Source organism: Cryobacterium levicorallinum, from assembly GCF_004402405.1.
Classification (GTDB): Bacteria; Actinomycetota; Actinomycetes; order Actinomycetales; family Microbacteriaceae; genus Cryobacterium; species Cryobacterium levicorallinum.
On sequence record NZ_SOFE01000011.1, the window covers coordinates 1 to 23,872 of the forward strand.

At 66.5% G+C, this 23,872-nt stretch carries 27 protein-coding genes; 10 read left to right on the forward strand and 17 right to left on the reverse strand.

Translation table 11 applies throughout. The features are described from left to right. Positions 1 to 330: 330 nt before the first annotated feature. The 7 genes from E3O11_RS05360 to E3O11_RS05390 all read right to left on the reverse strand — a co-directional run bounded on the left by E3O11_RS05360 (position 331) and on the right by E3O11_RS05390 (position 6,388). On the reverse strand, positions 331 to 843 hold the full coding sequence (locus E3O11_RS05360; protein WP_092448255.1) for a mycothiol transferase: 513 nt from the start codon (positions 841 to 843) through the stop codon (positions 331 to 333). A 312-nt stretch (positions 844 to 1,155) separates the two neighbouring features. After that, positions 1,156 to 1,476, reverse strand: coding sequence for a hypothetical protein (locus tag E3O11_RS05365; RefSeq protein WP_139226619.1), 321 nt, complete (start codon positions 1,474 to 1,476; stop codon positions 1,156 to 1,158). A 71-nt stretch (positions 1,477 to 1,547) separates the two neighbouring features. Continuing rightward, positions 1,548 to 2,267 (reverse strand): SDR family NAD(P)-dependent oxidoreductase, encoded by a 720-nt coding sequence (locus tag E3O11_RS05370; RefSeq protein ID WP_092448257.1) that lies wholly within the window; start codon positions 2,265 to 2,267, stop codon positions 1,548 to 1,550. Positions 2,268 to 2,280: 13 nt separating this feature from the next. Beyond that, the gene (locus E3O11_RS05375; protein ID WP_092448258.1) at positions 2,281 to 3,045 is read right to left on the reverse strand and encodes an SDR family NAD(P)-dependent oxidoreductase; all 765 of its coding nucleotides are present in this window, start codon (positions 3,043 to 3,045) and stop codon (positions 2,281 to 2,283) included. Then, entirely contained in the window at positions 3,038 to 4,444 is a 1,407-nt protein-coding gene (locus tag E3O11_RS05380; protein WP_092448259.1) for an MFS transporter, read from the reverse strand. The genes E3O11_RS05375 and E3O11_RS05380 overlap by 8 nt, the downstream gene beginning before the upstream one ends. Next, positions 4,441 to 5,331 (reverse strand): polysaccharide deacetylase family protein, encoded by an 891-nt coding sequence (locus E3O11_RS05385; RefSeq protein WP_092448260.1) that lies wholly within the window; start codon positions 5,329 to 5,331, stop codon positions 4,441 to 4,443. The genes E3O11_RS05380 and E3O11_RS05385 overlap by 4 nt, the downstream gene beginning before the upstream one ends. Positions 5,332 to 5,350: 19 nt before the next feature. Then, positions 5,351 to 6,388 (reverse strand): asparaginase, encoded by a 1,038-nt coding sequence (locus E3O11_RS05390; protein ID WP_166787498.1) that lies wholly within the window; start codon positions 6,386 to 6,388, stop codon positions 5,351 to 5,353. A 214-nt stretch (positions 6,389 to 6,602) separates the two neighbouring features. Here E3O11_RS05390 and E3O11_RS05395 point away from each other — a divergent pair, with 214 nt between their 5' ends. Next, positions 6,603 to 7,640, forward strand: coding sequence for a LacI family DNA-binding transcriptional regulator (locus E3O11_RS05395; protein ID WP_092448261.1), 1,038 nt, complete (start codon positions 6,603 to 6,605; stop codon positions 7,638 to 7,640). On the opposite strand, the gene E3O11_RS05400 is transcribed toward E3O11_RS05395, so the two are convergent. The 5 genes from E3O11_RS05400 to E3O11_RS05420 all read right to left on the reverse strand — a co-directional run bounded on the left by E3O11_RS05400 (position 7,621) and on the right by E3O11_RS05420 (position 11,477). After that, positions 7,621 to 7,911, reverse strand: coding sequence for a tyrosine-protein kinase family protein (locus E3O11_RS05400; RefSeq protein WP_241994655.1), 291 nt, complete (start codon positions 7,909 to 7,911; stop codon positions 7,621 to 7,623). The genes E3O11_RS05395 and E3O11_RS05400 overlap by 20 nt on opposite strands. 177 nt (positions 7,912 to 8,088) lie before the next feature. Then, positions 8,089 to 9,222, reverse strand: a complete 1,134-nt coding sequence (locus E3O11_RS05405; RefSeq protein WP_092448263.1) for a sulfate/molybdate ABC transporter ATP-binding protein — start codon at positions 9,220 to 9,222, stop codon at positions 8,089 to 8,091. Continuing rightward, positions 9,219 to 10,001: an ABC transporter permease gene (locus E3O11_RS05410; RefSeq protein ID WP_092448264.1), complete on the reverse strand. Its 783-nt coding sequence runs from the start codon at positions 9,999 to 10,001 to the stop codon at positions 9,219 to 9,221. Before E3O11_RS05410 ends, E3O11_RS05405 begins: the two co-directional genes overlap by 4 nt. Before the next feature lie 277 nt (positions 10,002 to 10,278). Continuing rightward, the gene (gene modA / locus E3O11_RS05415; protein WP_092448265.1) at positions 10,279 to 11,076 is read right to left on the reverse strand and encodes a molybdate ABC transporter substrate-binding protein; all 798 of its coding nucleotides are present in this window, start codon (positions 11,074 to 11,076) and stop codon (positions 10,279 to 10,281) included. Further along, positions 11,073 to 11,477 (reverse strand): TOBE domain-containing protein, encoded by a 405-nt coding sequence (locus E3O11_RS05420; protein ID WP_092448266.1) that lies wholly within the window; start codon positions 11,475 to 11,477, stop codon positions 11,073 to 11,075. The genes modA and E3O11_RS05420 overlap by 4 nt, the downstream gene beginning before the upstream one ends. Positions 11,478 to 11,793: 316 nt before the next feature. Here E3O11_RS05420 and E3O11_RS05425 point away from each other — a divergent pair, with 316 nt between their 5' ends. From E3O11_RS05425 to E3O11_RS05450, 6 genes are all read left to right on the forward strand, one after another. Then, the gene (locus E3O11_RS05425; RefSeq protein ID WP_092448267.1) at positions 11,794 to 13,101 is read left to right on the forward strand and encodes a ThiF family adenylyltransferase; all 1,308 of its coding nucleotides are present in this window, start codon (positions 11,794 to 11,796) and stop codon (positions 13,099 to 13,101) included. Then, positions 13,098 to 14,522, forward strand: coding sequence for a molybdopterin molybdotransferase MoeA (locus E3O11_RS05430; RefSeq protein ID WP_092448268.1), 1,425 nt, complete (start codon positions 13,098 to 13,100; stop codon positions 14,520 to 14,522). The genes E3O11_RS05425 and E3O11_RS05430 overlap by 4 nt, the downstream gene beginning before the upstream one ends. Beyond that, positions 14,519 to 15,034: a cyclic pyranopterin monophosphate synthase MoaC gene (moaC, locus tag E3O11_RS05435; protein ID WP_092448269.1), complete on the forward strand. Its 516-nt coding sequence runs from the start codon at positions 14,519 to 14,521 to the stop codon at positions 15,032 to 15,034. The genes E3O11_RS05430 and moaC overlap by 4 nt, the downstream gene beginning before the upstream one ends. Before the next feature lie 102 nt (positions 15,035 to 15,136). Beyond that, positions 15,137 to 15,985: a molybdenum cofactor guanylyltransferase gene (mobA, locus tag E3O11_RS05440; protein ID WP_092448270.1), complete on the forward strand. Its 849-nt coding sequence runs from the start codon at positions 15,137 to 15,139 to the stop codon at positions 15,983 to 15,985. A 5-nt stretch (positions 15,986 to 15,990) separates the two neighbouring features. After that, entirely contained in the window at positions 15,991 to 16,263 is a 273-nt protein-coding gene (locus E3O11_RS05445) for a DUF6457 domain-containing protein (protein ID WP_092448271.1), read from the forward strand. Beyond that, positions 16,263 to 16,502, forward strand: a complete 240-nt coding sequence (locus E3O11_RS05450; RefSeq protein ID WP_092448272.1) for a MoaD/ThiS family protein — start codon at positions 16,263 to 16,265, stop codon at positions 16,500 to 16,502. Before E3O11_RS05445 ends, E3O11_RS05450 begins: the two co-directional genes overlap by 1 nt. Before the next feature lie 117 nt (positions 16,503 to 16,619). Here E3O11_RS05450 and E3O11_RS05455 read toward each other — a convergent pair whose 3' ends face one another. Next, a complete protein-coding gene (locus tag E3O11_RS05455) occupies positions 16,620 to 17,102 on the reverse strand; it encodes a molybdenum cofactor biosynthesis protein MoaE (RefSeq protein WP_092448273.1) in 483 nt (160 codons plus the stop codon). Further along, a complete protein-coding gene (locus E3O11_RS05460; protein ID WP_092448274.1) occupies positions 17,102 to 17,617 on the reverse strand; it encodes a MogA/MoaB family molybdenum cofactor biosynthesis protein in 516 nt (171 codons plus the stop codon). Before E3O11_RS05460 ends, E3O11_RS05455 begins: the two co-directional genes overlap by 1 nt. Positions 17,618 to 17,973: 356 nt before the next feature. Between E3O11_RS05460 and E3O11_RS05465 the strand changes: the two genes are divergently transcribed. The 3 genes from E3O11_RS05465 to E3O11_RS05470 all read left to right on the forward strand — a co-directional run bounded on the left by E3O11_RS05465 (position 17,974) and on the right by E3O11_RS05470 (position 21,074). Then, the gene (locus E3O11_RS05465; protein ID WP_092448275.1) at positions 17,974 to 19,299 is read left to right on the forward strand and encodes an MFS transporter; all 1,326 of its coding nucleotides are present in this window, start codon (positions 17,974 to 17,976) and stop codon (positions 19,297 to 19,299) included. Between the two features lie 80 nt (positions 19,300 to 19,379). Continuing rightward, entirely contained in the window at positions 19,380 to 19,553 is a 174-nt protein-coding gene (locus tag E3O11_RS17535; RefSeq protein WP_166787499.1) for a hypothetical protein, read from the forward strand. A gap of 291 nt (positions 19,554 to 19,844) precedes the next feature. Next, a complete protein-coding gene (locus E3O11_RS05470; protein WP_092448276.1) occupies positions 19,845 to 21,074 on the forward strand; it encodes an NAD(P)/FAD-dependent oxidoreductase in 1,230 nt (409 codons plus the stop codon). 108 nt (positions 21,075 to 21,182) lie between these two features. On the opposite strand, the gene E3O11_RS05475 is transcribed toward E3O11_RS05470, so the two are convergent. The 3 genes from E3O11_RS05475 to narI form a co-directional block, all read right to left on the reverse strand. Next, positions 21,183 to 22,568: a dicarboxylate/amino acid:cation symporter gene (locus E3O11_RS05475; protein ID WP_369828625.1), complete on the reverse strand. Its 1,386-nt coding sequence runs from the start codon at positions 22,566 to 22,568 to the stop codon at positions 21,183 to 21,185. Between the two features lie 168 nt (positions 22,569 to 22,736). Next, on the reverse strand, positions 22,737 to 23,087 hold the full coding sequence (locus tag E3O11_RS05480; RefSeq protein WP_092448278.1) for a DUF488 domain-containing protein: 351 nt from the start codon (positions 23,085 to 23,087) through the stop codon (positions 22,737 to 22,739). Between the two features lie 9 nt (positions 23,088 to 23,096). Next, a complete protein-coding gene (narI, locus tag E3O11_RS05485; RefSeq protein ID WP_233194964.1) occupies positions 23,097 to 23,870 on the reverse strand; it encodes a respiratory nitrate reductase subunit gamma in 774 nt (257 codons plus the stop codon). Between the last annotated feature and the right edge of the window lie 2 nt (positions 23,871 to 23,872).

Sequence of the window (23,872 nt, forward strand, 5' to 3'; positions counted from 1 at the left end):
CATTCTCCGCCAGACTTGTAGGACAGCGTGTTGGGTCACGCACAAACCCCACTCCCAGGGTCCGAATCCCCCATTCTCCGCCAGACTTGTAGTACAGCGTGTTGGATGACGCACAAACCCCACTCGCAGGGTCCGAATCCCCCATTCTCCGCCAAACTTGTAGTACAGCGTGTTGGGTCACGCACAAACCCCACTCCCAGGGTCCGAATCCCCCATTCTCCGCCAGACTTGTAGGACAGCGTGTTGGATGACGCACAAACCCCACTCGCAGGGTCCGAATCCCCCATTCTCCGCCAAAGATCCACTGCAGCGTGTTGGATGACGAACAGGTCAGGCGTCAGCGCGGTCGGCGAGACCGCGCACGAAGGCTGCCTGGCCGGCGTGCTGCAGGTCGTCAGAGAGCACACTCGCGAGGCGCACGCCGACGGTGACGGCGGGGGTCCAGGATTCGTCGATGACCCGGTCGAGATCGGCCTCGACGAGGGTACCCAGGTACGCCACGGTCGCGGTGTGCACGGCGTCGTAGTAGCCGACAAGCAGTTCAGCGTCAGCGCGAACGGCCGCGACATCGGCCGAGGTGTGGCCATAGCCGGTGGCCGTCGGCCCGAACGGAAGGTCGAATCGTTCAGCCCAGCCCTGCCCGGTGTACACCTGCGCGGTGCCCGCGAGGTCGGCGAGGTGGTCGTCCTGCACGCGGGACAGGTGCCAGATGAGCCAGGCGATCGTGTTGGCGTCGGCATCCGCTCGATACGTGAGGGTGGCGACGGTCGTGTTTTTCAGGGTCGCACCTACGTATCCCTGGATACGGGAAAACTCTTCGATGAGCAGTTCGGACGGGGTCATGGCTCTCCTTAGTCGTTCTGCCACCGTACCCCCGCGCTATTCCGCGATCCCGCCGGGACTCATACGCATCCGCTGAACCGCGGGTTGTTGCCACCTCCGACGACACCAGTTTGCGTGGCGCAAGCCTAAAGCTTCGTGCCTCGTGCTCACGTGAGAAACAACGCCCCGCCCTATTATTCGGGCCGTCTGCCCGGAGATCAGGAGGGCGGCGCGGGTTTGCGTGGCCCAGCGAGGGACAGCTCGCACTCGTCGGCGATGGGCGGGTCGCCCTCGCGGCGGCTGGTGCGTTGCTCAGGCTAGTCGCAACGTCGATCAGCGAGGCGAGCCAACGAGCAAGCGCTGCCGCGTCAGGTCGAGCCCGAGGGCAACGACGCGCGCCGAAAGGCCCACGGACCCTTCGGTGCGCGCCCTCACCTCGAGCGCGTGCTGCAGCACCGACGCACTTCGGACGGGGAGCGCACGCCAGATGTCAGCAACGGTGTGGCACAACGAGATCGAGCCGGTGGCGCTGGTCACCGACCATCCAGCGGCGAGCGCCGCGATGCGGGGTGCGCCGGGCACGCCGGCACACACGGCGGACACCGTTTGCGCCACCAGAATGCGATTTCTGAGGGTGTGTTCGTTGCCCATCACCGGGTCAGGGTAGACCGTCGTGCCGCATGCTCCGCACATTTTTTTGTTCCTGACTGACCTGACGGCCCGAGTTACTGCATCACGTCGCCGGAGTTGGGCCCGAGGGTCTGCCCTACATAGAGGTTTCCTCCGGGCTCACTCGCAAGCAGCAGCGCCGTGGGGGCGACTTCGGCCGCAACGCCGAAACGCCGAAGCGGCAATTCGGCGCGCTTGGCAATCTTCCAATCTTCGGAGATCCCCTGCACGAGCGGGGTCTCGATCGGGCCGGGAGCGATGCTGTTGACGAGCACGTTGTCGCTAGCAACTTCGAGCGCCAGCGATTTAGTCAGCGCCACGACCCCGGCCTTGGCCGCCGAATAGTGGCTCAGGCCGGTGCCGCCCTTGATGGCGAGCTGGGAAGCGATATTGATGATGCGGCCCCATTTCTGTTGGCGCATCTCCCCCACCACCTCCCGGCAGCACAGGAACACCCCGGTGAGGTCGACCGAGAGAGTCTCGTTCCACATGGCGAGTGTCATGTTTTGCAGTGGTGACTCGGTGAGCAGACCGGCACTGTTCACCAGAACGTCAATGGTGCCAAGCCGTTGGCGAGCGGTCGCGAAGGCCGTGCGCACGCTGTCTTCCTGCGACACGTCAACGTTGATCGCGTCAATGTCGGTGCCCGCGCGATCGAGTATGACCACGCGGTCACCGTTGGCGACAAACGCTTCGGCGATCGCCCGCCCGATTCCACTACTGCCGCCGGTGACGACGACTCCGCGGCCGGTGGACGCGCGATGGTGCGGGGTCATTTCTGTTCCATATCTATGCGCGCATTTTCACGGTGAGTCCACCATCAACGATGAGGGACTGCCCGGTGACGTACCCGGCCTGCGAAGAAGTGAGAAACGCGATAACACTGGCCACTTCTGCCGGCGTACCCACCCGACCCCAGGGGATGTCCTTGCCGGCTCGTGCGAGGCCGTCCGGTCCCAGCGAATTTACCGGGTCGAGTGACTGCGGAGTTTCGATGAGACCGGGAATGACCGCATTGGCCCGGATGCCCTGCGGCCCCAGTTCAACAGCCACACTGCGAATCAAACCGAGCACGCCGGCTTTCGCCGTCGCGTAGTGGGCATGGCCCTCCCACCCGTAGACCGCGCCGGCGATCGAGGACACCGCCACCATGGCGCCGCCCTCGGTCATGCGTTCGGCTCCGGCACGCAGTGTGCGCAGGACACCAGTGAGGTCGACATCGAGCATGTCGGTCCACCGGGCATCCGTCATGTCGGCGAGGGATGAATGACGCAGAATGCCCGCGTTGGCGACGGCGTAGTCGAGGCGGCCGTATTCGTCTACCGCTCGTTGGGCGAAAGCGTCAACGGATGCCGTGCTTCGCACGTCAACTTCGTGCACGACGGCTTCGCCACCGACGGCGCGCACCAGCCGCAGTGTTTCCTGCGGGTCGTGCGGGTCGCCCGGGAAGGTACCGATGATGCTGCGCACCCCCTCGCCGGCGTAGTGCACGGCGAGGGCCCGGCCGATACCGCTGGCGGCTCCGGTAATTATTGCGACGCGGGGTTCAGGCACGCTGGGTTTTCAGCTCGTTTTCCGGTGCGATAGCGAGGGGAGCTTCTGCCATGGGTTTGGCGGCGATCATGAGCACACCCGAGATGAGGGTGCCCAGGGCGCCGACCCAGAGCGCGGCGGTTCCCGTGTTGGCTCCGGCGGCGACGGCGGTGAATAGCGCGCCGCCGAGGACGATGCCGGGCTGGCTCATCGCGCCGATGAACGCGGTGCCGGTGGCGCGGCAGCTCACCGGGTAGCACTCGGCCATGAAGTACTGAATAGCTGCGTACGGGCCCACCAGAAAGAAAAGGCCAGCACCAAAGCTCGCAACGATGGTCACGGGGCTGTTCGCGAGGGGACTCAACATGATGGTGAAGGCGACCGATGCGAGGATCCAGCCGCTGATGATGGTGCGCTTGCGGCCGATCTTGTCGCCGAGCCACCCGTGGAACACGTAGCCGAAGTAGGCCAGGGCGTTGATGATGATGAGCATCCAGAAGGCGTCGGAGAGTTCAATACCCTTGGCGTTCTTAAGAACGGAGCTTCCCAGAATGCTGAAGATCATGATGCCCATGAAGTTGAAGATCCAGGCGAGCGAGAACACGATCGTGTTACGGCGCAGCTTCGGCTCCCAGATGAGCTTGAGTGGTGCGGTCGAGGAGTGCTCGACGCCGTACGACCCGGCGAGCAGGTGGGCTTCTTCGGTGCGCCCGGCCTTCTCGAGTCGGGTGAGTTCACTGTGCAGCTCGAACTGAGGAGTTTCTTTGAGCTTGCGTGCGATGGCCCATACGATGAGCGCTGCGGGGATGGTGGCCATCAAATACAGTGCACGCCAGCCGAAGGTCGGAAGAAAAGCCAGGGCGAGCGCACTGGCGAGCAGAAAGCCGAGCGGCCAGCCGCCCTGAATAAAGGAGTAGCTCAGGCCCGGGCGCTTGCGCTTCTTCTCGTCTTCGGTGACCTGGTAGACCTCGTTCATGTAGGTCGCGTTGACGGCCTGCTCGGAGAAGCCCAGACCGCCAAATGATCGAACGATCACGAGCAACCCACTGCTGAGGAAGGCCATTCCGGTGGGGATGATGGCGGTGAGGCCGGAGACGATGGCCGTGCCACCGACGGTGACCATCATGCCCTTGCGTCGTCCGAGGCGGTCAATGACCGGACCGACGCCGAAGCAGACGATCGCGGTGCCCACGGCGATCCAGGTGTTGATCGCGTAGGCTTCCGGCGCGGTCCAGCCGAAGGATTCCTGCATGGCGGGCAGAAGCGTGCCGAACAGTCCGTAGTCGAAGACGGCAACGGTCCAGGCCAACAGCGCCAGAATCGTGGCGGTGCGGGTCTGCTTCACGGTGAAGGCGGGAAAGCGACGTTTCTCGTTGACGGTCGCCGCCGTGAGATCGAGGGTGGGAGATTTCAGTTTCATACGGAGGGAACCTTTCGGGGGGAACGGGCGAGGAACGAATCTGCAATCTGGTCGAAGGTGTTCCAGCTGACGCCTTCGTGGGAGTTGAAATGCTCGATGAGGCGCTCGAGCATGAGGAGCACTTGCGGGCGTCCGGAGACGTCGGGGTGGATCGTCATCGTGAAGACGGCCTGATCCATTTCGCGGTAGACCCAGTCGAACTGGTCTTTCCACATCTGTTCGATATCGCGTGGGTTCACGAAACCGTGCGAGTTGGGGGCGGCCTTGATGAACATCATGGGGGGCAGGTCATCGAGGTACCAGTTGGCGGGAATCTCGACCAGGTCAGTCTCGGTGCCGCGCACGAGCGGCTCCATCCAGGTTTGGGCGTTCTGGGCGTAGTCGATCTTTTTCCAGCTGTCACCGACGCGCACGTAGTACGGCTCGAAGTCCTTGTGCATGAGCGAGTGGTCGTACTTGATGCCCCGTTCGAGAAGAATTTCGTTCGTCACCGACGAGAATTCCCACCAAGGGGCGACATACCCAGTGGGGCGGCGTCCGGAGACGTTTTCGATCAGTTCGATGGATCGGTCCAGGATCGTGGTCTCCTGTTCGCGGGTCATCGCGATCGGGTTCTCGTGGGAGTAGCCGTGCACGCCCATCTCGTGGCCCGCGGCAACGATCATGCGGGTGAGCTCGGGAAAGGTCTCGATGGAGTGCCCTGGAACGAACCAGGTAGCGGGCAAGTCGTACTTGTCGAACAGGCGAATAAGACGCGGCCCACCGACCTCGCCGCTGAACATGCCGCGGGAGATGTCGCACGGGGAATCTTCGCCGCCGTAGGAACCGAGCATGCCTGCGACAGCGTCGACGTCTACTCCAAATGCAATCTGGATATCTTTTTTCATATCTGTGCCTTTCGTTGCACTAACAAATTTGGGCGGACTCGGTGATGGCTGCCCCGTACAGGGCAAACGCGGCGGCGATCTCGTCATGGTTGCGATCGAGCTGCAGCAGAAGGCTGAGCAAAATCAGCGATTGTGAGGGCCGCAGCAGGCCAGTGGGGATGGCACCGGCCGCGACGAGGTCTCGTCCTCCGCCGGCGCCATAGACCGGGATGACCGGGCCGGCACTCACCCGGGTGCTCGTCACCACGACGGTGCCAGCCGCGGCGGCGGCGGCGACGGCGACGCACAGGGCGGGGTTGCCGTTGCCGCTTCCCGTCGCTTGCAACACGATTCCGCTGGCCCCGGCAGCCACGGATGCCTGCAGCAAGATCCCGTCCGCCCCCGGATAGGCAGACACCACGTCGACGCGTCTGGCCTGGCGGGGAGGGAGGGGCGGGAGCGGGAGCGGGGGCATCCGCTGGTCCTGGCGGGTGATTACGACGTCACCGGTGGCGGTCAGGGAACCGGCCGAGCCAAAGTCGGGGTTGGTGAAGGCATGGAGTGCGAAGGTCTGTGCTTTGCGCACGCCGCGGGCGGGGAATATCTCGCCGGCGAAAACGATCAACACGCCGAGGCCTGCTGCCGCGGGTGATCCAGCGACCGCGATGGCATCGGCGAGGTTGCCGGGACCGTCGGGGTCGGCGGCGTCGGCGGATTTCTGCGCCCCGGTGAAGACGACCGGGCTTACGTGGTCGTGGGTGAGGTCGGCCAGGTAGGCGGTCTCTTCCATCGTGTCAGTGCCGTGCGTGACGACGACCCCCCGCACCGATGGGTCGGCGAGGGCAATCTTGATCTGCGCGCAGATCGCGATCATGTCAACGAGAGTGAGCAGGTAGGACCCCTCACAGGCGACGTCGACGACCCGCACGGGGTAGGCCGGGGCTGTGGCCAGACCGCCGAGAACTTCTGCACCGGCGTCGGCGGCAACCGTGGCGCCGCCTTCCGCAGAGCGGGCGCGCGACGAGATGGTTCCACCGGTCGCCAGCAACACCACGTGGGTGCCGGCACGATCTGTCATTATTTTCTCCGGAGGTCGGTACCCAAACGATTGGGTTTCTTGATGCAAGAGTAAATACCCAATGTTTCGGCCGACTGCACGCGTCATTGCGGGTACGTAACGTTCACTACCCAATCGTTTGGGTAGTGAGGTGGTAAAACTATAGAATGAGATCCACAAGCAAGTCAAGCTTCGCATCCGGCTTTCTCGGATAACGGAAACTGGAGACAGCGAAATGACAGGCATCAGACCGGGGTCCGTCACCCTGAAAGATCTGGCCGCCGAACTCGGCCTACACCCGTCGACCGTGTCACGGATCCTGCACGGGAAAGCTGACACGGCACGCGGCGCCGCCGCGCCGGTCACGGCCCAACGTGTGCGTGACCTCGCCAAGAAGGTGGGCTACTCCCCCGACCCCCAGGCTACGAGTCTGCGCACGCGGCGCACGCATCTTCTCGGAGTTATCGTTCCGCGTCTTTCCGACCTCGTGCTTGCGGTTATGTACGAAGGAATCGACGAGGCAGCCGACGACGCCAACTACTCCACATTCGTCATGAACTCTCGCGACGATACATTGATACAGCGGCGCAAGATGGAAATCATGCTGTCTCGGCGAGTAGACGGCCTCATCATCGGTGACGCGCACCTTGACGGCAATATTCTCGACGAGCTCACCGAACGCAAGGTGCCTTTCGTGCTCATGAACCGCGCCATTGCCGGTTTTGCGTCAGCAACCTGCGATGACACCCTTGGCGGAGCTCTGGTGGCGCAGCACCTGTGGGACCAGGGCCACCGCGATGTTTCCATCATCGCTGGTGAACCCTACGCCAGTACTGCAGTCGATCGCACGCACGGCTTCGTCTCCCGGTTTCGCTCGCTCGGCGGAACGATCCCCGAGGGCGCCATCGTGTGGTCGCGCTTCGACACAACGGGCGGGCACACCGCAGCGGATAGCATTCTGCGAGGCACACATCCTCGCCCCAGTGCGATCTTCGCGGTCAACGACTTCGCGGCCATCGGCGCCATGGGCGCGGCAAATTCTCACGGATTGCACGTGGGCCGCGATCTGGCAATTGTCGGATTCAATGACACGTCGCTGGCCGCGCAACTGCCCATCGCGCTGTCGTCGGTGCGATCACCGATGCTCGACATCGGCCGGGTCGCCGTGAAGTTGCTCCTCGGCGTGCTGAACGGAGACGCCGTGGAGTCGGTTCGACTCGCTCCTGTTTTGTGCGTGCGAGACAGCAGTGATTTCACATGGGTGGCGGGATAAAAGGCGGATACTGCCCGAAAACGGTGAGGGTGGCCAGACAGGTGCATCCGGGCGGGGCTGGGGCGGTGGGTGGCAAGATGCCGTCGCATCCGCTTCGCTGGCAAACATTCGTGAAGCCGACAACGCCCTCGACGTTCATGTATTCGGCGATCTTCGGGCGACGCAGGTTGGCGTCGACGAGCAGAACGCGAGTTTCCGCGTCAGACAGGGCGATGTCCAGGTTGGCGCTCGTCGTACTCTTGCCCTCACCGCCGAGGGAAAATGACGACAAAGGAGCGATCGGCGCGGCCCCGATCAGCTTCTCTTGAACACAGTGAGGGCCCCCGGTCCTTGGACGGTCGCCACTTCAACGTTGACGCTCCTTGGCACATCATCTTGAAATACCTAGGAGCAGTGACCGACTCTTTTTCTCCTCGTTGATCGCCGCCCCGGTGTCCGGAATGTAACGTTAGCGACGGTAGGCACTCACATCGGTGGCCTTGACCGAAAGCCAGACCGTCAAGCCCACCTGCAGGCCGAGGTCGGCAACCGCGGCGGGGGTGAGTTCTGCGATGATCTCGGGGTCGCCGCTCGTGCGCAGGCGCACCCCGCCGGTGCCCGGCTCAATGCCGGTGACCCGGGCCGACCAGACGTTGCGGGGGCTCGCGTGACGGGGCTGTACCGTGTGCACGACAACGGATGCCGGGCGAAAGACGGCCGCGGCGGCTTCTGCGCCGAGGGCTGCAGAGGCGGGAGTTGTGGGCGACAGGGCTGCGGCATCCGCTGGGCGCACCCAGAACGTGCGTCCGTCTGGGGCGACGACCCCGCCGTTCTGCGCGGTGCCCACCACGAGATTGACGCCGGCGAGCGCCGCAACGAAGGGGTTTTGCGGGGCCGCGAGTACCGCTGCGGTCGTGCCTTCGTCGATGAGCGCGCCGTGGTGCAGCACGGCGACGCGGTGGGCGAGCACGACGGCGTCGACGATGTCGTGGGTGACGATGATGGCGCTCGTGCCCGTTTCGCTAAGCTGCTCGCGGATGAGTTGCCGGATGAACGGTGCTGTTTCCGCGTCGAGGGCAGCCATCGGCTCGTCGAGCAGGAGCACTCGCGGGCCGGCCGCGAGGGCTCGGGCGAGGGCGACGCGCTGCTGCTGCCCGCCGGAGAGGGCGCCCGGCAAGCTGCTGCCGAGGCCGGCCAGCCCGACCCGATCGAGCCAGCGGTCGGCCTGCACCCGAGCCTCGGCGGTCTTCAGTCGCGCTCCGCCGACCCGGAACGCGAAGGCCACGTTGGCCCGGGCGCTCAGGTGAGGAAAGAGCAAGGGCTCTTGTCCGAGCAGGCCGATAGTGCGATTTTCGGGGGCCACGAGCCGGCCGGACGCGGTGAGGGTCACACCATCGAGGGTGACGGTTCCGGTGTCGGGGGTGGCGAGTCCGGCGAGCAGATCGAGCACCGTCGATTTGCCCGAGCCGTTCGGGCCGAGCAGGGCCAGCACCTCGCCGGGCGCGAGCGTGAGTTGCACATCGAGGGTGAACGAGCCTCGGGTGAGCTGCAGGTTCGCAGCGAGAACTGCGGTGGCGGCGTCCTGGCAGAGGGCGGCGGTCACGACAGTACGCTCGCTCGGCGGGTTCCGACCAGCACGAGAATGATCACGGCGACCGCGATCAGCAGCAGCGACAGGGCGACGGCCTGGTCGGTCGTGACGCCCGAGCCGTTGAAGGCGGTGTAGATGGCGAGCGGCATGGTGCGGGTGACTCCGGCCTGGTTGCCGGCGAATAGGGCGGTCGCGCCAAATTCGCCGAGGGCGCGGGCGAAGCTCAAAACGGTGCCGGCCAGTAGTCCGGGGCCGACAAGCGGCAGCGTAATGCGGGCGAAGACGGTGCCGCGATGGGCGCCGAGGGTCGCGGCGACCCTCTCGTAGCGGGTGCCGGCGGTGCGCAGCGCGCCCTCGACGGCGATCACGAGAAACGGCAGGGCCACGAAGGTCTGCGCGAGGACGACGGCCGCGGTCGTGAACGGAATGCGCAGCCCGACCAGTTCGAGGGTGCTGCCGAGCACGCCGCCGCGTCCGAGCAGGGAGAGCAGCGCGATGCCGCCGACCAGTGGCGGCAGCACGAGCGGCACGGTCACGAGTGCGCGCAGCAGACCGGCTACCCGCGGCCGCGACCGGGCGATAACGACGGCGAGCGGCACGCCGAACAGCAGGCAGAGCAGCGTCGAAACGGATGCCGTCGCGAGCGAGAGCCCCAGCGGCTGCAGGGCTTCCGGCGAGAGGAGCAGGGAGGGGAGGCGGGGCCAGTCGACCTTGAACAGCAGGCCGGCGAGCGGCAGCACGAGCAGGGCGAGGCCGATGCTCGCGGGCAGGTAGAGCAGGCGCGGAATCATGCGCGACCGTGCCCGGTGCTCGGGCCAGAGGGCGTGACGTGTCTGAGCATTGCTTTCCGGTCCCGGGCCCGGAAAGCGGGCCCATGTTCGATCATGGGCCCGGTTGCATAAGGTGGGCCCAGGCGGGCGATCCCGTATCCGCGAACGGTTGCCGTTTCGTCGCAGCCTGCGATGTGCCGCGGGAGGTTTCTCCCGTTCCGGGCCCGGGCCCGGTCGGTGGGCCCATGTTCTATCCTGGGCCCGGTTTCCGGGCCCAGGCCCGGTCGGCATGAAACGCTCACGGGGCGAGAAATCCGTGAGCGGCGAGCACGGACTGCCCCGCCGGCGAGAGCACGAGGTCAACGAAAGCTTGGGCCGCCTCGGCGTGCGCGCTGCCCGCCACGACCGCGATCGGATAGTGCCCGATGACCGCGTCGGCTCCGGCCGGGGTCCGGCCGTCGATGCGGCCGGGGTTGGCGGCGACATCCGTCGCGTAGACGAGGCCGGCATCCGCTTCGCCGCCGGCGATTTTGGTAACGACGGCCGTCACATTCTGTTCCTCGCTGGCGGGCGTGAGAGTGACACCGGCGTTGGCGAGCAGGGCAGCGGCTGCCGCACCGCACGGCACCTGCGCCGCGCACAGCACGGTGATCACGCCGGGGCGGGCCAGATCTTCGAGGGTGTCGATCTGCAGCGGGTTGCCCGGGGCGACCGCGATGCGCAGGGTGTTGCCGGCGAACACGGTGGCCGGGCCGACGAGCCCGTCGTCGGCCAGCGGCTGCAGGTTCTTCTGGTCGGCGCTCGCGAACACGTCGGCCGGGGCGCCGGCGGCGATCTGGGTGGCGAGGGCGGAAGATCCGTCGTAGGTGAGCTGCACATCGACGGCCGGATTCTGCTGCTCGAGCAGTGTCGCGAGTTCGTCGAAAGCGCCGGTGAGCGACGCGGCGGCATAGACGCTGAGGGTCTGGGGCTCAAGTTCAGTGCCCGCGGCAGCCGAGTCGGTTGCCCCGGTATCTGTGGCGGTCGAGGGTGCACAACCGGTGAGGGCCAGGGCGAGCACGGCCAGAACGGCGAGGGCCTGGGGGAGGCGGGTCACGGCATCCGTCCCGGAGTTTCGACGATCACATTGGTGGCCTTGATCACGGCAACGCTGAGCGACCCTACCTCGAGCCCGAGTTCGCGCACGGCCTCGCTCGACATGAGCGAGACGACGCGGTGCGGGCCACACTGCAGCTCGACCTGAGCCATGACCGTGTCCATGGTGATGGCCGTGACGATGCCGACGAAGCGGTTGCGGGCGCTGCGGCCCACGCTCGACGGGTCTGCCGGGGTGCTCGCCTGGTCGACGGCGAAGGCGGCGAGCGCCGCTCCGTCAACCGCGAGGCGACCGGATGCATCGGCATCCGCCACGAGACGGCCACCGTCGACCCAGCGGCGCACGGTGTCGTCACTAACGCCGAGCAGCTCGGCGGCCTCACTGATCCGATATTGCGTCATGAATTGCACGATAGCACCGTATCTGCGGTTTTGACCCGCTGTCTGGGTCCCTGTCTTCGCGATCGGCCGTGGCTAATTCAGGAAGCCACCGAGTGAGCCCGACCACCGGGGCATAACTCCTTCAAATTGATCGCGGCGGTCGGCCAATCCCCCGTAAATACGGGCATCGCACTGCCGGGAGCGAGAAATTGCAGGAGTTAGGCGCCGGCGACCCGGGGCGGATGGGGTTCGTGACATCACGCTGGACGGATGGGAAGGCAGAGGAGAGCGCGCGGGATGGGTGGCCGAGGGGCCGCGCAACGCCTAGCGTTAAGCCATGGCCATTCCTCCCCTCGTTGAGCCCGTTGACCGCCTCAGCGCATCCGAATCCGTGCGGACCGCTCGCCAGCGCCGCCTCCCCCAGCTCAACGAACTCGGCCAGCGCCGCCTCGCCAACGCTCGGGTTCTCGTGCTCGGCGCCGGCGGGCTCGGCTCCCCCGCGCTGCTCTACCTCGCGGCAGCGGGCGTCGGCACCATCGGTATCGTCGATGGCGACGACGTGGAACCGAGCAACCTCCAGCGCCAGATCGTTCACGGTCAAGCGGATGTCGGTCGCCCCAAGGTAGACAGCGCCGCCGAGCGTATCGCCGAGATCGCCCCGGAGACCACCGTCGTTCGGCACGCCGAGCGTCTGGTCGCGAATAACGCCGCCGAGATCCTGGGCGGCTACGACGTGGTCATCGACGGCACCGACAACTTTCCGACCCGGTTCCTCGTGAACGACACCTGCGCGCGGCTCGGACTGCCGCTGGTGTGGGCATCCGTTTTGCGATTCGATGCCCAGCTTTCGGTGTTCTGGGCCACGCCGCCGGCGAGCTCAGGCGTCACCGGAGTGCACCTGCGCGATCTGTTTCCGACACCGCCGGCCGACGGTGAAGTGCCCAACTGCGCCGATGCCGGCGTGCTCGGCGCTCTCTGCGGCCAGGTCGGATCGCTCATGGCGACCGAAACCATCAAGCTCATCACCGGAATCGGCTCCCCGCTGATCGGCCGGGTGCTCGTGATCGATGCCCTGTCCGGCCGATTCAGCGAGATTCCATTGGTCGGAACCGGCATCGCCGCCGAACCGACCGCTGCCGAGGTCGCGGCCGAGCTCGCGGCCGAAACCGCCCGCGTCGCCGCAGAGAATACCGCCGAGGTTTCGGGTGCCGAACTCGTGGAACGTCTCGAGGCCCAACGCGCCGGAAACGACAACTTTCTCGTGCTGGACGTGCGCGAGCCGAACGAGAATGCCGAGAGTTCCATTCCGACGGCCCGACTACTGCCGCTCGGCGAGCTCCTCACCGACGGGGTACTCTCCGATACCGGCCGGGCCGCCCTCCCGGTGGAGACCCCGCTGATCGTGCACTGCCACGCCGGGGGGCGAGCCGCCCGCGCTGCTGCCGCGCTCCGCGAGGCCGGATTCACCGACGTCTCCGTGCTCACCGGCGGGATCGTGGCCTGGGACGACCTCGTCACGGCCGGACGCGCGCCCGGCATCGGCAGCCGCTGGCCGTCCCTCGAGCCGACTCCGACCGGGCGCCACGCGTCGGCTCCGGATAACAGGGCAGCGCCCGCCAGCCCGACAGCCACAACTAGCCGATGACCGAGACAAATCTGCCCGGCGCGACGGCCGTGCCAAACGAATTCTTGGTTCGACCTGCGCAGGCTGAAGGCGCGCACGCCGCTCATCGCGACCACACGCATTCCGACAGAGCGGATGCCTGCGCGCCGGCCGCATCCGCTCGCACCGTCGCCGAACAACTGGCGGTGATTCTGGCCGACCTGAAGCCGCTGGTGCCGGTGCGCGTGCCGCTCGACGCCGCGCGCGGCCTGGTGCTCGCCGAGGACGTGCTGTCAGCGACCGATACTCCTCCGTTCGACAACTCCGCGATGGACGGCTACGCCGTTATCCGCGCCGATCTGCTCGGCGCCTCGGCGCAGAACCCGATCAACCTGCCCGTCGTCGCCGACCTGGCCGCCGGCACCGCCGAGAACCCACACCTGATGCCCGGGCAAGTCGCGCGCATTATGACGGGCGCGCCGATTCCCGACGGAACGGATGCCGTCGTTCCGATCGAAGACACCGACCAGGGCACCGACCGGGTCACCATCGTGCGCGCTCCCACGGCCGCAGCGCACGTGCGCCGCGCCGGCGAAGACGCCCACGCCGGGGACCGCGTGCTGGGCGCGGGAAGCGTGCTCTGGCCGACCCGGGTCGCCGCAGCGGCGAGCGCCGGAACCAGCTCTGTGCTGGTGCACCCGGCGCCGCGCGTCGCGGTCATCTCCACCGGCAGCGAACTCGTCACCCCCGGCAGCCCGACCCGGCGCGGTCAGATTCCCGACTCCAACTCCTTTCTGCTGGCGGCGGCCGTCACCGAAGCCGGCGGCGTTGCCATTCGGGTGGGCGCCGTGCCCGACGACGACGACACGTTGCGCGCGTTGCTCACCGACCTGGCCGGAACGGTCGACGTGATCGTGCTCTCCGGCGGCGTCAGTGTCGGAGCGTACGACGTGGTCAAGGCCGTACTACAACCCCTCGGCACCGTGCACTTCGGACCGGTGAAGATGCAACCCGGCAAGCCCCAGGGGTTCGGACGCTGGCCCGCTACCGAAAACGTGCCCGGACCGCTCATCTTCGCCCTGCCCGGCAACCCGGTCAGCGCCTACGTGTCGTTCGAAGTGTTCGTGCGCCCCGCGCTGCGCCGCCTGCTCGGGCACCCGGAGCTGCACCGCCGCACCATCACGGCGACCGTCGCCGACGGCTGGAATTCCCCGCCCGGACGCGCCCAGTACATGCCCGTCATCGTCACGCACCGTACCGATTCTGGAACCGAGACCGGGACTGACACCGACACCGACGGAACCCGAGACGGAACCCACATCGAGGTGCGCCCGGCCTCCCGCGGCGGATCGGGTTCGCACCTCGTCGCCGGGCTGGCGCAGGCAACTGGTCTTGCCATCGTGTCCGAAGACACGACTCACGTTCGCGGCGGCGACCTCATCACTGTCATGCTGTCATCATGACGCACACCACCGATATTCCCGACGCGACAGTGCCCACCCAGCCGTTCACCCACCTCGACTCGGCCGGACAAGCCCGCATGGTCGACGTCACCAACAAAGTTCCGACCGTTCGCAGTGCCACCGCGGCGGGCTTCGTGCGCTGCGGTGCCACGGTGATCGCGGCGCTCCGCGACGGCACGGCTCCCAAGGGCGATGTGCTCGCCGTGGCCCGCATCGCCGGAATCCAGGGCGCCAAGAAGACCGCCGACCTGCTCCCCCTCGCCCACGTCATCGGCGTGCACGGCGCCGTCGTCGACCTGATCGTCGAGGATGACCGGGTGAGCATCACCGCGACCGTGCGCACCGCAGACCGCACCGGCGTCGAGATGGAGGCGTTCACCGCCGTCTCGGTCGCGGCTCTCGCCATCGTCGATATGGTCAAGGGCCTCGACAAGTCCGTCACGATCGAGAACGTGCGTCTGCTCTCCAAGAGTGGTGGCAAGTCCGGCGACTGGCTGCGCAGCCAAGGCTAAGCGGATGCTCCCTCCCGTGACCGCGCCCGATACGGGTAGCCGCTACGCCGGTTACCGTAGCGCGCACCCATATCGGGCGCGGTCGTGCCCAGGGCACGCCTCATGAGCCCACTTCCGGCACTCACCATTGACCTCATCGTGCTCGCGGGCGGGCGTGGCAGCCGCCTCGGCGGCGCGCTCAAACCCGCAGTCGAGGTGGCCGGGCGCACCCTGCTCTCCAGGGTGCTCGACGCCCGACCGGTCGCCCGGCACACCGTCGTTGTCGGCCCGCCCGCAGCGGTGCCCGCCGCCGACACGCCTCCGCTCGCCGCGCACCCCGCACCCTCGACAGGTGCACCTGCACCCGCACCCGATCCCAATCTCGCGTCGCCCACGGCCACGGCACTAACCCCCGCAGCCGCAACGCCCGCCGCCGCTACCGCCATGCCGTCCGCACTGATCTGGACACTCGAAGACCCACCGTTCGGCGGCCCGGTAGCCGGAATCGCGGCCGGCCTCGCCGCGCTCGAGGCGCACGGCGCAGCACACGTCGAAGTACACTGCGAGGCACACGGCGGGACCAAGGTCGAAGCGAACGTTGACGACCCCGCCACCTGGCTGCTCGTGCTCGCCTGCGATCTTCCGTGGGGAGCGGATGCTGCGCGCCTGCTGGTCACCGCGGCATCCGCTCTGGAGAATATCGGTGAACAGGCCGACGGTGTGCACCTCACCGATTACACCGGCCACGCCCAGTGGCTCGCCGGAATCTACCGGGCGCCCGCCCTGCGCGCGGCCGTGGACCGCCTCGGCGATCGCGTCAACGGCGCCAGCATGCGGAACCTACTGTCGGGGCTGAAGCTCATAGGGCTGATGGACGAATCCGAAACCGGGGTCGACGTCGATACGTGGCAGGATGTTGAGAGCAGCACCGCGCGTTTGACCGGTGTACCCGACGCACGACCCGAGGAGTGACCAGAATGAGTTCAGCACCGCTGCCTCCCGAAGCGCTCGACGACTGGCTGACCGCCCTCGCCGACCGGCTCCAGCTCGATCCGGCCGACGTGCCGGTCGGCGACCTGCTCGACGTGGCCCGCGACGTGGCCCACAATGTGGCCCGGCCGGCTGCACCACTCAGCACCTTTCTGATCGGCCTCGCAGCCGCGAAGAATGGGGGTACCGGTGCCTCAATTGAGGCCGCCTGCGCCGCCGCGAGCGAACTCGCCCTCGACTGGACTCCCGAAAAACTGTGATGGCGACCCTGCGGTTCTTCGCCGGAGCGGCCGAAGCCGCCCAGACCGAAACGGCCACGCTCGATGCCGGCACGATCGGCGAGCTGCGCGCCGAACTCGGCGAACGCTACGGCAGCGAGTTCGTGCGCGTGCTCGGCCTCTGCTCGCTGCTGGTGAACGGCGCCCGCGCCGCCGATGACACCGTTGCGCTCGCGCCGACCGACACCGTTGACGTCCTCCCGCCCTTCGCCGGCGGCTAAGTACCAGGGGCTCCCCGCATAACTGCGGAGAATTTCGCCCAACGGCCCCGATCAGCCGCCGAAACAGCGATCTCCGCGATTCTGAACGGCACCCGCGAAGTAGCGCTGTCGGCGAGGCTACAAACCGACCCAGGAGTGCGTTCCGTCGACCTCGTATTGCTTCTTCCAGATCGGGACCTCTGCCTTGACGGCCTCGACGAGGGCTTCGCAGGCCGCAAAGGCGTCGCCGCGGTGGGCGCTCGCGACCGCAGCCACGAGGGCGAGGTCGCCGACCTCAAGGTGTCCGATGCGATGACTGACCGCCAATACGACCAGCGGATGCTGCGTCAACACCCGCTCGGCAATCTTACCGATAATGCGCCCCGCGTCGGGATGCGCGCTATAGTCCAGGCCCGTGACGCGCCCGAGCGCATCGGGATCGTGGTCCCGCACCTGTCCGATGAACGTCACCACGGCACCGTGGGAAAGGCCCGAAACGGCCGAAACGTGCTCGGTGACGTCGAGCAGCGACTCGGTTACACGGGCGAAGCCGAGCGATGCGCGGCCCACACCCGAAGAGCCCGCGGCCGAGAAATCCGCGTCCGATGCACGTGCCCCCATCAGTGGTCGCCGCCGTCGAGCTGGTCGATGATGTGCCGCACGAGCGGCGCGAGTATGGCCACACCGTCCCGCACCGCGCCAACTGAACCCGGCAGGTTCACCACCAGGGCTCCGTTGTTGCCGACCGAATCGGCGATGCCGGCTATGCCGCGGGACAGCACCGCGGTGGGAATCGTCGCGACGCTGATCGCGCGCATCCGCTCGGAAATGCCCGGAAGAATCGTGTGCAGCACCGTCGCCGTGCCCTCGGGCGTCAGATCGCGCGCCGATACGCCGGTGCCACCGGTCGTCACGACCAGGCGGGAGCCGTCAGCGAGCGCCGCCGAAATAGAGCCAGCCACACTTTCAATTCCGTCGGGGACGACCCGGGGCGGCCCGCACGGAATGCCGACCTCGCCGAGCGCATCGACGACGGCCGGGCCGGACCTGTCTTCGCGTTCGCCGCGCGAACAGCGATCAGACACGGTGATCACGACGGCCCCGAGTTCGGCCCCAAGTTTGAGCTGAGTTTTCACCGTTCTAGAGTACCGCGGCCCGCCCGGGGAGAATCGGATGCCGGCGACCCCCGACCCGGTCACGTTGGTCGATGGCGATCTCGGCAAGCTCGATCAACGGAGGGGACGGACCACAGACCGCCTCCAGCCGCGCCACAGCGAGAAGCGGATGCCGGCGACCCCCGACTCAATCACCTTGGTCGACGGCAAACTCGATCACCGGAGGGGTGCGACCTCGGACGCGATCGCACCGGGCCGCCGGCATCCGCTTCGCTCCGAATCATTTTTCACGGCGTTTGTGCGACGCGTCGGCACCGGCAAGCGAACAAGCTGGCTACTAAGCGGGCCTGCTGCCCGACCAACCAGCCGAGGAAACCATGTCAACCGTCTCACCACCACGCGTCACGTCCACGCTGAAGCCGGACCTCTCGAACTGGGATCCGGAAAACGAAGAGACCTGGGATTCACACCTCGCCTGGCGCACCCTGTGGATCACCACGTTCAGCATGACCCTCGGCTTCGCGGCCTGGTACCTGGTCAGCGCGATCGCTCCGCGGCTGAACGACATCGGCTTCGACCTGAGCACCAGCCAGCTGTACTGGCTCGTCGCGCTGCCCGGCCTGGCCGGTGGCCTGCTGCGCCTCGTCTTCATGTTCCTGCCGCCGATTCTCGGCACGCGCATCCTCGTCGCCCTCTCCAGCGCGCTGCTGCTGTTGCCGATGATCGGCTGGACCCTGGTCGCCCGCGACGTGTCGACGCCGTACTGGGTGCTGCTCGCGCTCTCCTTCGCAGCCGGTATCGGCGGCGGCAGCTTCTCCGGTTTCATGGCTTCGACCAGCTATTTCTTTCCCAAGCGCCTCGCCGGAACGGCCCTCGGCCTGCAGGCGGGGCTCGGCAACTTCGGCATCGGACTGATCCAGCTGCTCACCCCCTGGGTCGTCGGCTTCGGCCTGCTCGGCACCGCGGTGCTGACCCCGGAGAGTGACTCGAACGGCGAACTGGTCTGGCTGCACAACGGCGGCCTCGTGCTCATCCCCTGGGTACTGCTCACGGTCGCCCTCGCTCTCATTTTTCTACGTAAAGTGCCGATCAAAGCTAACTTTCGGCAGCAGATGGACATCTTCACGGTCAAGCACACCTGGATCATGACGCTCATCTACCTCATGAGTTTCGGCGCGTTCAGCGGCCTGGCGGCCCAAATGGGCCTCATCATCCTCAACGTCTACGGCGACTTCCCCGATGCACCCAACCCGCTCGCCTTCGCCTTCATCGGCCCGGTACTCGGCGCCCTCGTGCGTGCAGCGTGTGGCCCGCTCTGCGACCGGTTCGGCGGCGCCATCTTCACCTTCATCGGCGGCGCCGGCATGGCCGTCGGCACCCTGGTCACGGTGTTCTTCCTCACCCCGACCAGCGTCGACGAGTTCGAGGGCTTTCTCACCGGCATGATCATCATCTTCTTCTTCTCCGGCCTCGCCAACGCCGGAACGTTCAAGCAGATGCCGATGATCTTCCCCAAGCGCCAGGCCGGCGGCGCGATCGGCTGGACCGCCGCGATCGCCGCCTTCGGCCCATTCATCGTCGGAATGGCCCTCACTGCCATGAGCCCGACCACTTTTTTCATCGGCTGCACGGTATTCTGCGTGCTCTGCACGGGCCTCGCCTGGTTCTACTACGCGCGTCCCGGCGCGCCCAACCCGAGCTGACGCTCGACTCCCACCCGGAGCCCCCTCCTCCTCCAGCGGGGGGCTTCGGGTCTTTCCCGGCCCAGGGCCATACTGAAACGATGACCACACACGATGACGCTCACTCGGTCGACGATGCAGCAATCGGCGGCAACCCGATCGGTGGCGACCCAGCCTGCTGGCTCGAACAGGTCTGCCCGGACTGCGGTGCATTCGTTCCGGGCGAGCTGCCCGCCACCTGCTGGCGCTGCGACACCCTGGTCGCGCCGAGCTGAAACCTGGCATCCTCTTTTAAACGGATGCCGTCCCGCCGCCCCGCGGGCAGCCACCGTTGGGCGATGGCGGTCTCGAGCGATCGCGCGGGGGATGCGCCGCTGCGCGGGAGGCGCAACACCCACGCACTGGCGCAACTCCAGCGCGACGCGTGGCGCTGGAGTTTTGGCCAGTCCCGAACTCCCGCGCACTGGCGCAAGTCCCGCGTAGCGCACGCTGCCGGCACAGCCGCACCTCGACCAAACCGCCAAACCCTCGTACAGTCAGAGCACACCCCCGAGGAAGGACCACACATGGCCGACCAGCAGAATTTTGTGATTGTAGGGGCGTCCCTCGCGGGGGCGAGCGCTGCCCGAGCCTTGCGCGAAGAAGGCTTCGACGGACAGATTGACCTGATCGGAGCCGAGGAACACCGTCCGTACATTCGCCCGCCGCTGTCGAAGGACTACCTGGCCGGCACGGCCGAACGCGACTCCGTCTTTGTGCAAAGTGCGAGCTGGTACCCCGACCATGAGGTGCAGCTGCATTCCGGCACCCGGGCGGTGAGCCTCGACCTCAGCGCGCACCTCCTCGACAACGACGACGGCGCGCAGCTGAGCTACGACCGGCTGCTCCTGACCACGGGCTCCCGGCCGCGACGCCTGACTGTGCCGGGTGCAAACCTCGGCGGAGTGCACTACCTGCGCACCCTCGACCACTCCGACCTGCTGCACTCCGTTCTGGCTGACGGCGGCAAGCGACTCGTAGTCGTGGGATCCGGTTGGATCGGCATGGAGGTCGCCGCAACCGCCCGCACCCTCGGCAACGAGGTCACTATCCTGGAACGTGGCGCCGTCCCGCTTGCTGCGGCGCTTGGCGACGAGCTCGGCGACCTGTTCGCGAGCCTCCACGAGCGCAACGGCGTGGTCATCCGTCGCTCCGTGACCGTAAAAAGCCTGGTCGGAACGGATGGCCGGGTCACCGGAGTGCTCCTGGCCGGCGGCGAAACCGTGCCGGCCGACCTCGTTCTGGTGGGCATCGGTGCGGTTCCGAACGTCGAACTCGCCGAAAAGGCGGGGCTCGCAGTCGACAATGGAATTCTGGTCTCCGCGAGCCTGGAAACCAGCGATCCCCACGTGTTCGCGGCGGGCGATGTGGCCAACGCGGAGCATCCGCTCATCAAACAGCGGCTGCGCAGCGAGCACTGGGCGAATGCCCTGAACGGCGGTCCGGCCGCGGCCCGAGCGATGCTCGGCCAGAGCGTTTCGTTCGATGCCATTCCCTACTTCTATACCGACCAGTTCGACCTCGGCATGGAGTATTCCGGATTCGGCATATTGACCGACGGCGCCGAGCTGGTCTACCGCGGCAACCGGGATTCCCGCGAGTTCATCGTGTTCTGGCAGCAGACCGGCCGCGTCGTCGCGGGCATGAACGTCAACGTCTGGGACGTCAATGACACCGTTCAGGCTCTGATTCGTCGGGGCGAGCCGGTCGATCCCGCTCGCCTCGCCGACGAATCCATCCCCCTCGACCAGGTCTAGGCTTCGCTGGTCGAGGCCACCAGTCGGTCGAGACACGAGGAACGAGCGGTCGAGACCCACGCATGATCGCGATCGCTCGCTCCTCGATCAACGAGCAGCGCGAGTGGGCTAGGCCCGCGTGTCGGCCAGCTCGCTCGGCGCCGACTCCGCGGCGGCGTCGTCCGTGAACGGCTGCGCGGTGCGCGGTGCGTTGTAGAGCGTCTCGTCCAGGATTCCCTGGCGCTTGGCCACAATCGTGGGCACGAGCGCCTGACCTGCGACGTTGACAGCGGTGCGACCCATGTCGATGATCGGGTCGATGGCCAGCAGCAGGCCCACCCCGGCCAGCGGCAGTCCCAGCGTGGACAGGGTCAGCGTCAGCATGACGACGGCGCCCGTGGTACCGGCGGTCGCTGCGCTCCCCAGCACGGAGACGAGCACGATCAGCAGATACTGGGTGAGGTCCAGCTGAATGCCGAAGAATTGGGCCACGAAAATGGCAGCGACGGCCGGATAGATCGCCGCGCAGCCATCCATTTTGGTCGTGGCTCCGAGCGGAACGGCGAAGGATGCGTAGGCGCGGGGTACACCGAGGCTGCGCTCGGTCACGCGCTGGGTCAACGGCAGGGTGCCGATGGAGGAGCGCGACACGAACCCGAGCTGCACCGCCGGCCACACGCCGGAGAAGTACTGCCTCACGGACAGCCCGTGCGATTTGATCAGCACCGGGTAGACGACGAACAATACGAGTACCAGGCCGATGTAGATGGTGACCGCGAACTTTCCGAGCGACCCCATGGTGTCCCAGCCGTAGACCGCGACGGCATTACCGATCAGGCCGATCGTGCCGAGCGGCGCGATTCGAATGATCCACCAGAGCACTTTCTGAATAACCGCCAGAGCGGATGCGTTCAGGTTGAGGAAGGGTTCGGCCAGCTTGCCCACCTTCAACGCCGCGATTCCCACCACGATGGCGATGACCAAAATCTGCAATACGTTGAAGCTGATGTTGGTGGTCGCGGTGCCGTCAACGACGCTGGTGCTCGCGCCCAGACCAAGGAAGTTCTTCGGGAACAACCCGGTCAAAAAGGCCCACCAATCGCCGGTTCGGCCGGAGTACTCGCCGGCCTCGGCTATGCCGGTTCCGGCACCCGGTTTGATCAGAACGCCCAGGCCGATACCGATCACAACGGCGATCAACGCGGTAATGGCGAACCAGAGCAGGGTGTTCCAAGCCAGCTTCGCCGCGTTGGATACCTGGCGCAGATTGGCGATGGAGCTGACCACGGCTGTAAAGATGAGTGGTACGACGGCCGCCTGCAGCAGCGAGACGTAGCTCGATCCGATGATTTTCAGCGTGGCGCCGAGACCGGTCGGGCTCTCTTCGGTGCTACCGGTGTATTTGGCGAGCAGCCCAAGGCCCAGGCCAATAATGAGTGCGGCGATGATCTGAACGCCGAAGGAGCGTACCCATTTGGGGATTCTGCTGGTGCTGACGCGATCTGCTGAAGTCACTAGTACGACACTTTCTGTTGCCATTCGTGGTACCGCGCACGCTCGACTGCCCCGTTCCCCGGGCCGGCCAGTACTCGTCGAGGCGAGTGTTCGCGTGTGGGCGGCTCTAGCTGCAAGCCCGAATGGCGGCGCACTATTCCGCTTCGGCACATTGTGGCGATACGTCGGTTACTCCGCGAGGTACTCCGCGAGCACTCGAGCGTGGTTCACGTGCGGGTCCTTGGCTCCGTAGACCAGGGTTGTGACACCCTCGGCGACGAGCGCGCGCAACGCCGCGACCGCCACCTGGGTCGCGGCCACAGAGTCGAGTTCGGCGCGATAACGCAGCGCGAACTCATCCATTCGCTCCGGGTCGTGCTTCCACCAGGTGCGCAGCTTCGGCGACGGCGCCACGTCTTTCAGCCACTCATCGAGCTCGGCGCGTTCCTTAGAAACACCGCGCGGCCAGAGTCGATCAACCAGCACCCGGCATCCGTCATCAGCGGATGCCTCGTCATAGGCCCTCTTGATGCGCACCATGAAAGCAGCCTACTTCCGTGAGCGCTCCAGCGGGCGCTCGCTCTTCTCCCACCCGCGACGCGGCGGGCGCGCCCCGGCACCGCGGGGGTCATCGCGCGAACGGTAAACCACGTAAGGGCGAACGAGGTAGCCGAGCGGCGCCGAGAACACGTGCACCAGACGGGTGAACGGCCAGAGCAGAAACAGCGTCGTCGCGGTGAGCACGTGCAGTTGAAAAAAGAACGGCACGTCGCTCATGAGCGAGGGATCGGGCTGAAAGCCATACAGCGAGCGGATCCACGGCGAAATCGACCCACGATAGTCGTAGCCGCCGCCAAAGATTTGGTACAGCACCGTCGCCGTGGTGCCACACAAGATCGTGCTGGCCAGGAACACGTACATGACCTTGTCCATGACCGTCGTGACGAGCAGCACCCGCTTAGTCAGGCGTCGCCGGTAGATCAAAATGGCGAGGCCAGCCACCGTGAGTATGGCCGCGAATGTTCCCAGCCAGGTCGCCCCGAGATGATAGATATGCTCGGTCACCCCGAAGAACTCGAGCCACGGCTTCGGGATGAACAGGCCGACGACGTGCCCGCCGATCACCATGAGCATGCCGTAGTGGAACATCGGCGAGCCCCAGCGCAACAGTCGGTTCTCGTAGGTCTGGCTCGATCGCGACGTCCAGCCGAACTGGTCGTAGCGGTAGCGCAGCAGGTGCCCGACCACGAACACGCCGGAGGCGGCGTAGGGAAAGGCGACCCAGAGCAGGTAATCCCAGGCGGTCATACTGTCATTACCCATTT